A 13,599-nucleotide genomic window follows, 5' to 3' on the forward strand; every position below is an offset into this window, starting at 1 on the left:
TATTATTATCTTGAAAATGGAGGAAAATTATATGATAGAAATAAAAAATGTCTCAAAGATTTATAATATGGGCAAGGAAAAGGTAATTGCACTGGATAATGTGAATTTAACTATTAAAGAAGGTGAATTTACAGCTATAGTAGGCCCTTCAGGTTCAGGTAAATCTACTTTGATGCATCTCGTGGGAGGGCTTGATACACCTACCTCAGGAAGTATTTTTATAGATGGAAAGGATATAAGCAAGCTTAAGGATAAGGATATGTCAAAGTACAGAAATAAATCTGTAGGCTTTGTATTTCAATCCTTTAATCTTGAAAATACACAAACTGCCCTTGAAAATGTGATGATGCCCTTAATATTTTCTGGTATTGATAAAAGAAAGAGGAAAGTAAAGGCAGAAAAGGCTCTTGAAATGGTGGGACTTAAAGATAAAATAAAAAATAAGCCCACAGAGCTTTCGGGAGGACAGCGTCAGAGGGTGAGTATAGCGAGAGCCCTTGTAAATGAACCTAGAATAATTTTTGCAGATGAGCCCACGGGAAATTTGGATTCAAAAAATGGACAACTTATAATGAATCTTTTAAGTGATTTGAATGAGAGAGGGTATACAGTTATTATGGTTACCCATAATATGGAAGAGGCAAAAAGGGCAAGGAGAATTATAAGTATAAAAGATGGTAAAGTTCAGGAGGTAAAACAGGATGAAATTTAAAGACATATTAAAAGTGGCTTTAAATGGCCTTGGGAGCAGAAAAGGAAGAACCTTTCTTACTTCTCTGGCAGTTGCCATTGGAACTATGCTGATAGTGACTCTTGTGAGCATTGGAACCTCAGGTGAGAAGTTAATTTTAAAAGAGGTGGATGTTTTACAGTTAAAGCAAATTCAGGTAATGAACTTTAAATATTATGATATGTATGAAACAGACTCTGGTGATATTGACATGGATGATATGTTTAAAAAGATTGATGGAGATACCGTTGAGAAGTTTAAAAATATAAAGAATGTAGAAAATGTACAGGCATTTGTGAATACATCTGCAGAAAATATAAAAATAGAAAATAAGGAAGATAATCAAGGAACTAAAATAACGGCACTTTACAATAACGATAATTACTTTACAGATGAAAAAATTGCATCTGTTAGAGATAAAAATAAAGACAGCAGCTTAAAACCTATAATTGCAGGGAGAAATTTAGTAAAATCAGATAAGGAAGCATTACTTGTAAGCAAAAAATATCTGGACTCCATGGGTATAAAAAATTACAATGAAGTTCTGGGAAAGGATGTACTGATTACACAGTCTAGAACCAATAATTCCAATATTACTCTGCAGCCTTTTCAAATTAAGGGAAAAATAGTTGGAATAATAGGGGATAAGTTCCATGAGGATGAAAAAATAATATCATCGCTGGATATTGCTTCAGAAATCAGCAGTTATACTTCGCTTCAGCAGGATTACATAAAAAATTTGGGATATGACAGTGTAATTGTATATACAAAGGATTCAAAAAATGTTTCTGATATAACAAATTCAATAAAAAAAATGGGGTATTTATACGTCAGCTATCAGGATATGATAGAAAAAATACAGAATTCATTTAAGGTAATAAAAGTAATACTTGCCCTCCTTGGATTAATAGTTTTGTTTGTTGCCAGCGTGGGTATTGTAAATACCATGACTATGGTTATATATGAAAGAACTAGATCTATAGGTATAATGAAGGCATTAGGTGCAAATAGAAATAATATCCACAACATATTTATCACCCAGTCAGGGGTAATAGGATTTATAGGGGGTATAATGGGAATTGTATTTAGTAGTATAAATTTAAGCATAATCCAGTTTGCCCTGAACATGTATATGAAAAGCAGGAATATAACACAACCTGTTAATTTGAATATGCCTCTTTGGCTTCCACTAGCTACTTTGGCCTTTTCAATTGCCATTTCCATAATATCAGGGATTTATCCATCCAGAAAGGCTTCAAAGATGAATCCTGTAGATGCTTTAAATTCATAAGGAGGAGATTTACATGAAATTTTCAGATTGTTTAAAAATGGCATTTTCAGATCTTGGCAGGAGAAAAATTCGTACTGTACTTACATCCTTTGGCATAGCTATAGGGGCAATGTTGGTGGTTTTAATGGCAGGTTTTGGACAGGGAATTCAAAAAATAGCCATGGATCAAATAAAACAGATGGATACCATGAGAATAATTGAAGTAAAACCTGAACAAAACAGCAGTAAAAATTCACAGGAAAATAAAAGTGAATTTAAAAAGATAGACAATACGGTGCTTGATAAATTTAAGAGTATAAAGAATGTAGAGGAAGTCAGTGCTTCTATTGACACCCAGATACAAGAGGCTTTTATAAATGGAAAGGAAATTTCTAAGGTGAATGTTAAAGGAAGCAATCTGGAACTCCCCATATTTTTGAACTCACAGCAAAATGAAATAAAGACAGATAAAAAGAAGACCAAAAAATATGGATATAATCCCATTATTGCAGGGAAGATTATAAAACAGGGAGATGAGGATTCTGTACTCTTGGGTCAAAGCCTTGTAAATAAAGCAGGTATAAAGGACTATAAAAGTATTATCGGAAAGAATATAGAAATGAGAGTTTATCTACCTTCTATTCCAGGACTTCCCCTAAAAGATCCCCTTATAATAAATGCAAAAGTTTCAGGGGTGGTAAATAAAAATTATGATAATGGAAAAAATGTAATAACAGCTTCCAGTAAAATAGCGGCAAAAATTCAACAATATTATACCGAGGAACAAAATTACATGGAGGAAAAGGGATATAACAACATAAGTGTGGAGGTAAATACCACAGAGGGTGTAGAAGGTGTGGACAGCAGTATTAAGAAAATGGGATATGTTACAAATTCACAAATTGAAAGTACTAAAACTTTAAAAACCATGATGACTATAATAAAGGTACTTTTAACTGCCGCAGGTATAGTAGTGCTTCTGGTGGCATCCATAGGAGTAATAAATACCATGACCATGGCAGTATATGAAAAGACCAAATCCATAGGTATAATGAAGGCACAGGGCGCATCAAGAAAGAATATAAGCAGAATGTTTACAGTTCAAGCTGGAAGCCTGGGATTTATAGGGGGTCTTTTTGGAGGTATAACAGCTCTTGTATTAGGTATTGTTATAAATAAAATTGTGGTAATGTATAATATAGGAGGCATACAGTCCGGTATGAAAATAATAGATGTAAATATTTCAGTTTTTGTATTTACCTTGCTATTTACTATACTGGTATCTGTAGCTGCAGGTATGGTTCCAGCTAGGAGAGCTTCTAAACTAAATCCTGTGGATTCACTGAGAAATGAATAATAGGGGGAAAAACTATGAATATTCAAATATTTGGTACTAAAAAATGCTTTGATACTAAGAAGGCAGAAAGGTATTTTAAAGAGAGAAAAATAAAGTATCAATTTATAGATTTAAACCAAAAAGGACTTAGCAAGGGGGAACTTGAAAGTGTTAAAGCTTCTGTAGGTTTAAATAACTTAATCAATGTGAAGACGAAAGAATACAAGACACTAAATATGGACAAGATAAGAAGCAGCAGTGTAAGAGAAGAAATGCTCTTAAATAATCCTAGATTATATGAAACTCCTATAGTTCGCAACGGCAAGCAGGCTACTGTTGGATATGATTCTGAAGTATGGAAAAATTGGGAATAACAGATATTGACCACGCTAGTCAATGATGATATAATCTTATTATCGACTAGCGTGGTCAATTTATTTTAATTCATTTAGAAGAAGGTGATATTATTTTTTCAAAATTTTTGAGCTTAAGTGAGGAAAAACAGCAGCGTATTTTAAATGCGGCATTAAAGGAATTTGCACAAAAGGGCTATAAAAATGCATCTACAAACCAGATTGTTCAAGATGCTGATATATCAAAAGGACTGTTATTTCACTATTTTAAAAACAAAAAGCAGTTATTTTTATTTTTATATGATTACTGTATAGAACTTAGTATGGAGGAATTTTATAAAAAAATCAATTTAGATGAAAAGGATTTTTTTGTTAAATTGAGACAAATTCAGCTGATTAAGTTAGAATTATTAAATAAATATCCAGAAATACTTAAGTTTATAGAAGTTGCAAATGTGGAAGAATCAAGTGATGTGAAAAATGACTTGGAGGTTAGAAACAAAGAAGCCATGGACAGTGCTTCTCATAAAGTATTTGAAAATATGGATGTTTCTAAATTTAGAGAAAATGTAGATGTAAAAAAAGCAATAAATATAGTTATATGGACTTTTCAGGGATTTAATGCCAGAGTGCTGGAGGAGGCCAGGTTATCACCTTCAAAGCAAATTGATTATGAAAAAGCCATTGCTGAAATGGATATATATAAAAAGATGCTTGAAAATTGTTTTTATAAATAATATTTTTTAAAATAGTTAATCCATAAAGGAAGAAGGTGTTTGATATGCTGGATATGGTTAAAAGTTTTGAAGAGCTTACTCCCGAACTTGAAAAATTTGCAGGAGGTAAGGGATATATACTTTCTAGGATGTTTCGGGATGGCTATCCTGTACCGGAGGGATTTGTAATTTTACCTGCAGCTTTTCAAGAAGGAGAGCTTAAAAGTGAAGCCTGGAATAAAATACAGTACCACGTAAATTTAATTAAAGATAAAAGGGAAAAGGCTTCTTTTGCAGTCAGATCCTCTGCTTTAAGTGAAGATTCTGCAAAGGCTTCTTTTGCAGGAGAGTTTGAAACAGTCCTTAATGCCAAAACATATGAAGAGATTAAAAATGCTATAGATATAGTTTTTAAATCCACACAAACAGAAAGGGTAAGGGCCTACAGTTCTGCTCAGGGTATAGACAGATCTCATCAGATTGCCGTGGTGGTGCAGCTTATGGTACAGTCTGAGATTTCCGGAGTACTGTTTACTGCTGATCCAATTACGGGAAGTCATGTAAATATGGTGGGGAATTTTGTATATGGATTAGGAGAAAAACTTGTATCAGGAGAGTCAAATGCACATACCTTTACACTTAAGAGGCCTAAAGGAAAGTATGAGGGACCTGCAGACTTAAAAAAATATGCCTCAAAATTATATAAGTATTCATCCAGCCTTCATATAAAATACAATGCTCCCCAGGATATTGAGTGGGCTGTAGAGGATGGAAAATTATATATACTTCAGGCCAGGCCTATTACAACTTTGAGGACAGGTAATCCAGATACCTATGAATGGAATGATTCTCTTAATGGAGATTATATTTGGACCAATAACAATGTGGGAGAGGCAATGTCTGATGTATTTACCCCGCTGAGTTGGTCTATTATAAGAGATTTAGATGAAGAACAAACTCCAATCCCCGGATATTATCTGTTTTCTGGTAATGTATATGGAAGAGCATACACAAATATAAGTTATGCATTGTCCATATATCCTGCTTTTGGTAAGAGTATAAAATCTCTTATGGGAATAATGAGTGAAGTGTTTGGACAAATGCCAGAGGGGGCAGAAATACCTATTTATCCATTTTCCAAGTTAGGTTTAATGAAACAAATGATTCCCACAGTGGGGCATCGTTTAAAGAAAATTATTGAAAGTTCCAGTAAAATACCAGACCATTTAAAAGATTCACCTACATGGTGTATAAATATGAGAAAAAGGATTGGCCAAATAAAAAGCAGAGAAGAGCTTTATAACTTATGGAAAAAAGAACTTTTGCCTTATAATTTTAAAGCTTTATGGATTGCGCTTGCAGGCGGCCGTAAAATGGTACTTGCCAATAAACTGAAAAATGAACTTGTAAACCTGGTGGAAATTGAGGATACTAATGTCAAATTTCAGGGGCAATTCATCTCTTGAAAGTCTTGGTCCCATTGTAGGAATATCAAAGATTATAAGGGGAGAAATGAACAGGGATGAATACAAAATGCAGTACGGCCATAGGGGACCCCATGAATTTGAACTATCCATACCAGATTCTCTGGAGGATGAAACCTGGCTTAATAACCAAATAGAAGAATTTAAAAAATCAAATACAAATGTAGAAAGTTTGCTAGATAGGCAGAAGACAGAATATGAAAATGCTTTAAAGGAATTGAAAAAGCGCTTTCCTAGGAAAGTACGAAGCATTGAGAAAAAAATAATAAAGGCAAATAAAGCAGCACGTCTCAGGGAATCAGTGCGTTCAGAGTGGACCAGGGCATTTAGAGTGAATCGTGCTTTTGCCCTTAAGGCAGGAGAACTTACAGGCATAGAAGATAATATATTTTTTTTATACATTGATGAAGTTTTAAGGCTGCTTTTAGGAGATGATTCTGCGGTAGGACATATTGCTGCAAGAAAAGATAATTATAATAAGTATAAAAAATTGCCTCCCCTGCCATCCATTATCCGTGGGGCTTTCAATGCCTTTAATTGGTTGCAAAACCCAAATAGAAGAAGTGACTATTATGACTCTAATGCAGCTGCAGCTGAATCTGATTCTGACACACTAAAGGGATTTGCAGGAGCAGCAGGGAAAGTAGAAGGAATTGTGAGAGTTATTATAAATCCTGAAGATGGAGAAAATCTTAAGACAGGTGAGATTTTAGTAGCAGCTACTACTAATGTAGGTTGGACGCCTCTTTTTCCCCGGGCCGCAGCTATAATTACAGATATTGGTGCACCATTATCTCATGCTGCCATAGTTGCCAGAGAACTTGGTATTCCAGCGGTAGTTGGATGTGGTAATGCCACTGCAAGACTTAATACGGGAGATAGAGTCATAGTTGATGGTGGACATGGAATTGTGCAGATTGTCAGTGGAAATGATTGTGTATCAGATAATTAATATGGTGCAAATATATAGTCTTAATGATGCTGGATTATATGATCAACTTGATGTTGTTAAAAATAATGGTAGTATAAGATCTAGTATTTTTAGTGGATTTACTGTAGCTGTAGAAGAGTTGTTTTAATATAAAAAGATTGTAATAGACGCAGTTGGAATTGATTTACACAGATCTAACTGCGTCTATTTTTATTTTTTTGCGAAATTTTATTAAATCATAGTAATTTATAAGTATTTTATGATAAAATGATAATTAATATGTTGATTAATTCATAATTTCATTGCAGGGGAGGCGGAGTATATGCAAGACAAGATAGTGCTTGCGGAAGATGAACCCATTACTAGAATGGATATTTTTGAAATACTTACATGTTGTGGATATAATGTGGTTGGAAAAGCCTCTGATGGACTTGAAGCTGTTGAATTGTGCAGGATAAATAGGCCAAATCTAGTCATTATGGATATAAAGATGCCAAACCTGGACGGCATACAGGCTGCTAAAATTATAGCAAAGGAAAATTTGGCAGATGCTATAGTTATGCTTACAGCTTATAGCGGAAAAGAATTTATGGATAAGGTAAAAGAAGTGGGGGCTATAGGGTATGTTGTAAAACCTATAGATGAAAGAAATTTAATTCCACAAATTGAAATTGCCATATCAAAAAGTAAGGAAATAAAAAACATTAAAAATGAGGCAGCTTGCGTCAAGCAAAAAATTGAAGATATGAAGGTAATATATAGAGCTAAAGAGATGTTAATGGACAGGTATTCTATAAAAGAAGAAGATGCCTATAAGAGAATAAGAAAGCTCAGCATGGATAGGCAGTGCTCTATTTTACAGACTTCAAGAAGTTTAATAAGAGGATATGAAAGGTAGATTAACATGCTTAGAAAATTGTGCAGGACATACACAAACTTATCCCAGGAAGATATAAAAATTTTAGAAAATATGGAAAAGTATCTTCAAAGTGTATCCAATCTAGTTAAAGCGGATATTTTTATTGACTGCCTAACCAGAGAATCAGGAACTGCCATTGTAGTTTCGGAAGCTAAGCCTTCAAATTCCATATCTTTATATAGGGGAACAGTAGTGGGTGAACTTGCTTTAATGGAAAATGAACCAGCTGCACTTAGAACGCTTCAGATAGGCATGGGAACTTCAGATTTAAAGGCAATTACCCAAGAAAATAAGGTAGTAAAACAAAATACAGTACCTATTAAAAATAGTGAGGATAAAGTAATAGGTGTGCTTATAATGGAAAAAGACATAACTGAGGATTTAAGTAAAAATAGAAATATGGAAATATTGTCTGAAACCACAGAGCAGTTAAGTCAGACACTTATGAATTTAAAGAGTCCAGAACTATCTGATACTGTAGATTTTAATCTGATTAATGATGCTATTATTATATTTAACCAGTGTGGAATTTCTATTTATGCTAACCATATTGCAGAGGATATTTACATAAAACTTGGTTATAAAGATAAGATTGTGGGAATGAAATTTGATAACCTTGTTTTAAGTAAAACTAGCTTTTCCAAAATATTAAAGGAGAATAATTCTATATTATCTGAAGTTTCAATAGGAACTTTTTCACTGCAGATAAAGTATGCTGTTCTTAAAAAAAATAATAGTATATTATGTGGTGTTGTTATGCTAATTAAGGACATAACAGATATAAAAGAAAAAGAAAAGCAGCTTATTTTAAAAGCTGTGGCAATAAGAGAAATACATCATAGAGTTAAGAATAATCTTCAAACTATAGCAAGTATTTTAAGGCTGCAATCAAGGAGGATAAATAACGAAGAAGCTAAAAAGGCCTTTAAAGAGAGCATAGGTAGAATACTTAGTATAGCTGCAACCCATGAGGTGCTGGCACAAAATGGAATTGATGATGTGGATATAAAAAATATACTATCCAAAATTAAAGATAATGCCATTAGAAACTTTATTCAATGCAATAAACAAATAGATATAAAATTTATTGGAGATAGTTTTTATGTGGACTCGGACAAGGCTACATCTATAGCTATAGTGTTAAATGAATTACTTCAAAATTCCCTTCAACACGCTTTTGTAGATAAAGAGGAGGGGTTCATAGGGATAATTATAAAAAAAGGTATTATGTATTCCAATATATCAGTTATTGACAGTGGAAAAGGGTTTGATATAAATCTAGTTAAAAATGAAAGTTTGGGACTAGACATCGTAAAAAGTATAGTAAAGGACAAATTAAATGGAGATATAAATATCGAGTCAAGTAAAAGCGGGACAAAAGCAGTTTTTTGCTTTAAGAATTAGTATAATAAAGTGCATTGAAAATAAATTAAATTATTGTGGGTTGTTTTATTAATTTTTTATAAAAACACTCTTTACATTGATAAATTAATATGATAAACTGTGTATAAATTATAAATGAAATGCAATGGAGCATTTCATTCAAAATTTATAATTTTTGTTTAAAAATTTATAAATAGTTAGAGAGCAACGGAGCTTAAAATATTTTAGGTATTTTAGGCTCTTTTTTCATTTAGTGACCTTTAAAGGGAGGTGTACCAAAATAGTAAATGACAAAATATTGAGTGTAGGAATTGACATTGGTACCACCACTACACAAGTTATATTTAGTGAAATCACAATACAAAATACAGCAGGTTCTTTTTTTGTACCAAAAGTTAAAATTGTAGATAAAAGAATAATTTATAAAGGTAAAATATACTTTACCCCACTGGTATCCAGAAAAAGCATAAATTTAGAAAAACTAAAATCCATAATACAGCAGGAATATAATAGAGCCAATGTGAAAAAAGAACACATTTCTACTGGGGCAATAATAATAACCGGAGAAACTGCAAGGAAAGAAAATGCACAGCAGGTTTTAAATATTCTTTCAGACTTTGCAGGGGATTTTGTAGTGGCAACTGCCGGGGCTGATTTGGAATCAATACTTGCAGCATATGGGGCTGGAGCTTATAAGGTTTCTAAAAATATTTCCGGAAAAGTTGTAAATTTCGATATAGGAGGTGGTACAACTAATGCATGTGTGTTTAGTGAAGGAAAAATAGTGGATTCCTTTGCCCTACATATAGGAGGAAAGTTAATAGGATTTGATGATAGCGGTAATGTAATTTACATATCTGAAAAGATAGAAAGGCTGCTAGAAAGCTTAAATTTAAATATCAATATTGGCAGCAAGCCTAAATTTTGTGATTTAAATACGCTTGTAAGTAAATTTGCAGATATTATTTTCAAAATTGGAAGTAACATAAATTTATCTTCAGAAGAAATGGAGCTTTTTATCCAGCATAAAAATAAAGAATTGACGGCACCACTATTTATGTTTTCAGGAGGGGTTGCGGAATTTGTATATAGTGATTATGAGGTAAATACACTGAAGGATACTTTAAAGTACCAAGATATAGGACCACTTCTAGGAGTGTATATAAGAGGCATTTTAAAAGAAGGCAAATATAAATTTTTGGAGCCAGAGGAAAAAATAAGGGCCACAGTAATAGGGGCAGGAAGTCATTCTATAAGAATAAGCGGAAGTACCATAATTTTTGATGAAGACATACTGCCAATAAAAAATATACCTATTATAAAGATAAAGGATGATTTGTTAGAAGACCAAGATGTGATGTATGAATATGTATCAGAAAAAATCAAGATGTATGGTGATTCTATGGTGGCCATTTCTTTTAAGGGACCATTAAGTCCTTCTTATAGGCAAATACAGCTAATATCCGGAGGAATAATAAAATGTTTTAAAATTATAAAGTATTACCCAATTATAGTTGTGGTAGAAAATGATTTTGCAAAGGCACTTGGACAGACAATAAAAGCTGGGTGTAATTTTTCTAGAAAAGTAATATGTATAGACGGAATTTCCACTGATAATGGAGATTATATAGATATTGGAAAAGCTGTTGGGGGAATTATACCTGTTGCTGTGAAAACTTTAATATTTAACAATTAATTCATTGATGGAAATTATAAATAGTTTTGGGAGGGTTTTTAATGCAAAGTGAATTAAAGAAGACATTATCACCATTTCAACTTTGGGCTATTATAGTTGGTATGGTTATATCAGGTATGTATTTTGGATGGAATAATGCATTGGCATTTGCAGGACCGGTGGGGTTTATAATAGCAATAGTAATTGTAACTATTTTTTATACTGCTTTTATGTTCAGTTATGCAGAACTTTCCACTGCCATACCTGATGCAGGAGGATCAGCAGAATATGCAACTAGAGCTATGGGAAGATTTGGAGGTTTTTTGGCAGGCTTTTCTTCTGTAGTTGAATTTTTATTTGCTACGCCAGCTATAGCCATATCTATTGGTGCCTATGTTCATTTTATAATACCGGCTATACCAATAACTGCGGCTGCTCTTGTATTCTATGGAATTTTTGTAATTATAAATTGTGGGGGAGTTAAAACTGCAGCTATAATTGAAACTATAATTACTATTGTTGCCATTGTAGGACTTGTAATATTTGTAGGTGCTAGTTTTACTCATATTGATATTACAAGGATAGTGGGACAGGGCGCTTTCCGTGGAGGGGTTGGAGGCGTATTTAATGCTATACCATTTGCCATATGGTTCTATTTAGCTGCAGAAGGCGGGGCAATGTCTGCAGAAGAATGTAAAAATCCAAAGAAAGATGTACCTAAGGGCTTTATACTTGCCATACTTACTCTTGTAGTGCTGGCACTTGTTACTTTTGTATGTACTGCAGGAGTAATGGATGCTAAGGCACTTGGCTCAACTGATTCACCTCTTCCTGATGCACTTGATGTAATATATGGAAAAGGGAATGCATTTTCTAAATTGATGAGTTTTATAGGACTTTTTGGGCTTATAGCTAGTCTTCATGGAATAATAATTGGATATTCAAGGCAGATATTTGCAATGTCCAGGTCAAGATATCTACCTAAATTTTTATCAAAAGTGAATTCGAAAGCCTCACCTGTAGCGGCAACAATTATACCAAGTCTTATAGGAATGCTATTTGTACTTTTAAATAGTACTTCAGTAATTATAGTAATTTCAAGTTTTGGAGCTATTGCGCTTCATGCAGTAAGTATGGCAGCACTGTTAATTTTAAGAAAAAAAGAACCTGATTTAGAAAGACCATATAAAGTTTCAATTACACTTCCTATAATATCCCTTGTACTTGATGTAATTTTACTTGTGACTGTTGGTTATTCAAATATATCAACTGTATCTTTTGTAATAGGTGCTTATATACTTGCCATCATATATTATTTTGTATATTCAAGATTTACTGAAGTATCATCAGAAAAGGAGGCATCACAAAAAATTACAGAACAGGATAGGGCAATTTAAATATGTTTAAGACAGGTGATTTCTATGAATTTAAAGACTATTTTATTTAATAAAGTATACAAATTTAAGGATATAAAAGATTTACTGGCTAAGGCCAATGAAAAAAAATCTGGAGATGCCCTTGCAGGAATTGCAGCCTGCAGTACTGCAGAGAGAATTGCGGCAAAAATTGTATTGGCAGATATAACTTTAGAAGATCTTAGAAATAATCCCGTTGTTCCCTATGAAAAAGATGAAGTAACAAGAATTATACAAGATTCCATAGATAAGTTTGCCTATAATAAAATAAAGCATATGACAGTGGGAGAACTTAGAGAGTTTATATTAAGTGCCAAAGAAAGGGATATAAAATTAATAAGAGATGGATTGACTGCTGAAATGATTTCCGCAGTGACAAAACTTATGAACAATATGGATCTTATATATGCTGCGCAGAAAATTTGTAATATCGCATGCTGTAATACTAAAATTGGGGAAAGAGGAACTCTTTCCTCAAGACTTCAGCCAAACCATCCAACGGATGATATAGAGGGAATAATGGCATCGGTTATGGAAGGACTAAGTTATGGTATAGGTGATGCCGTAATTGGATTGAATCCTGTAAATGACAGCATAGATAGTGTATACAGAATTTTGTGTAAATTTAAGGAGTTTACTTCTGAATGGCATATTCCAACTCAAAATTGTGTACTTTCCCATGTAACCACCCAGATGGAAGTTTTAAAGAGGGGAGCACCTATGGACTTGATGTTTCAAAGCATAGCGGGCTCAGAAATATCTAACAGGAGTTTTGGCATAAATACTGACCTTATGGATGAGGCCTACTTCCTTATGGGAGAAAACAAATATTCAAAGGGAGCAAATTATATGTATTTTGAAACGGGACAGGGTTCAGAACTTTCCTCGGATGGAAATAATGGTGCAGATCAACTTACCATGGAAGCCAGGTGCTATGGTTTTGCAAAAAGGTACAATCCATTTTTAGTAAATACAGTGGTAGGATTTATAGGTCCTGAATATTTGTATGATGGAAGCCAGGTTATAAGGGCGGGACTTGAAGATCACTTTATGGGTAAACTTACGGGATTGCCTATGGGAGTTGATGTATGCTACACAAACCATATGAAGGCAGAACAAAATGACATGGATAATCTAGCAATGCTTTTGACAAATGCTAATTGTGCTTACTTTATGGGAATTCCCTGTGCTGATGATGTAATGCTTATGTACCAATCCACAAGCTATCATGATATTGCAACTCTTAGAGAAATTACAGGTAAAACTCCCATTAAAGAATTTGAAAGAAGACTGGAACAGCTAGGTATTTTACAAAATGGAAAGCTTACAGATATAGCTGGAGATGCGTCATTGTTTTTAAAAAAATCAATGGTCTAGTGAGGTGAGA

Annotated in this window: 13 protein-coding genes; all 13 read left to right on the forward strand. The window is 33.4% G+C overall.

What is annotated here, in order from left to right:
* Nucleotides 1-31: 31 nt before the first annotated feature.
* Nucleotides 32-712 (forward strand): ABC transporter ATP-binding protein, encoded by a 681-nt coding sequence (locus ACJDU8_RS18705; RefSeq protein WP_368491040.1) that lies wholly within the window; start codon nucleotides 32-34, stop codon nucleotides 710-712.
* Nucleotides 702-2,021, forward strand: coding sequence for an ABC transporter permease (locus ACJDU8_RS18710; RefSeq protein WP_406793686.1), 1,320 nt, complete (start codon nucleotides 702-704; stop codon nucleotides 2,019-2,021). The genes ACJDU8_RS18705 and ACJDU8_RS18710 overlap by 11 nt, the downstream gene beginning before the upstream one ends.
* A 13-nt stretch (nucleotides 2,022-2,034) precedes the next feature.
* Nucleotides 2,035-3,357, forward strand: coding sequence for an ABC transporter permease (locus ACJDU8_RS18715; RefSeq protein ID WP_406793687.1), 1,323 nt, complete (start codon nucleotides 2,035-2,037; stop codon nucleotides 3,355-3,357).
* A gap of 14 nt (nucleotides 3,358-3,371) precedes the next feature.
* Nucleotides 3,372-3,710 (forward strand): arsenate reductase family protein, encoded by a 339-nt coding sequence (locus ACJDU8_RS18720; protein ID WP_406793688.1) that lies wholly within the window; start codon nucleotides 3,372-3,374, stop codon nucleotides 3,708-3,710.
* Between the two features lie 107 nt (nucleotides 3,711-3,817).
* Nucleotides 3,818-4,426 (forward strand): TetR/AcrR family transcriptional regulator, encoded by a 609-nt coding sequence (locus ACJDU8_RS18725; protein WP_406793689.1) that lies wholly within the window; start codon nucleotides 3,818-3,820, stop codon nucleotides 4,424-4,426.
* A gap of 44 nt (nucleotides 4,427-4,470) precedes the next feature.
* Entirely contained in the window at nucleotides 4,471-5,871 is a 1,401-nt protein-coding gene (locus tag ACJDU8_RS18730; RefSeq protein WP_406793690.1) for a PEP/pyruvate-binding domain-containing protein, read from the forward strand.
* Nucleotides 5,840-6,841 carry a PEP-utilizing enzyme gene (locus ACJDU8_RS18735; RefSeq protein WP_406793691.1) on the forward strand — a complete coding sequence of 334 codons (1,002 nt, stop codon included), beginning with the start codon at nucleotides 5,840-5,842 and terminating at the stop codon, nucleotides 6,839-6,841. The genes ACJDU8_RS18730 and ACJDU8_RS18735 overlap by 32 nt, the downstream gene beginning before the upstream one ends.
* 1 nt (nucleotide 6,842) lies before the next feature.
* Complete coding sequence (locus tag ACJDU8_RS18740; RefSeq protein WP_406793692.1) at nucleotides 6,843-6,968, forward strand: hypothetical protein; 126 nt, start codon at nucleotides 6,843-6,845, stop codon at nucleotides 6,966-6,968.
* A 174-nt stretch (nucleotides 6,969-7,142) separates the two neighbouring features.
* Nucleotides 7,143-7,718, forward strand: a complete 576-nt coding sequence (locus ACJDU8_RS18745; protein WP_406793693.1) for an ANTAR domain-containing response regulator — start codon at nucleotides 7,143-7,145, stop codon at nucleotides 7,716-7,718.
* A gap of 6 nt (nucleotides 7,719-7,724) precedes the next feature.
* Nucleotides 7,725-9,143 (forward strand): histidine kinase N-terminal domain-containing protein, encoded by a 1,419-nt coding sequence (locus ACJDU8_RS18750; protein WP_406793694.1) that lies wholly within the window; start codon nucleotides 7,725-7,727, stop codon nucleotides 9,141-9,143.
* A gap of 277 nt (nucleotides 9,144-9,420) precedes the next feature.
* Nucleotides 9,421-10,818 carry an ethanolamine ammonia-lyase reactivating factor EutA gene (locus tag ACJDU8_RS18755; RefSeq protein ID WP_406793695.1) on the forward strand — a complete coding sequence of 466 codons (1,398 nt, stop codon included), beginning with the start codon at nucleotides 9,421-9,423 and terminating at the stop codon, nucleotides 10,816-10,818.
* A gap of 41 nt (nucleotides 10,819-10,859) precedes the next feature.
* Nucleotides 10,860-12,194, forward strand: a complete 1,335-nt coding sequence (gene eat / locus ACJDU8_RS18760) for an ethanolamine permease (protein ID WP_406793696.1) — start codon at nucleotides 10,860-10,862, stop codon at nucleotides 12,192-12,194.
* 24 nt (nucleotides 12,195-12,218) lie between these two features.
* Nucleotides 12,219-13,589 carry an ethanolamine ammonia-lyase subunit EutB gene (locus ACJDU8_RS18765; protein ID WP_406793697.1) on the forward strand — a complete coding sequence of 457 codons (1,371 nt, stop codon included), beginning with the start codon at nucleotides 12,219-12,221 and terminating at the stop codon, nucleotides 13,587-13,589.
* Nucleotides 13,590-13,599: the final 10 nt, after the last annotated feature.

The sequence above is a fragment of the Candidatus Clostridium eludens genome, assembly GCF_045310515.1.
GTDB classification, from domain to species: Bacteria; Bacillota; Clostridia; order Clostridiales; family Clostridiaceae; genus Clostridium_B; species Clostridium_B eludens.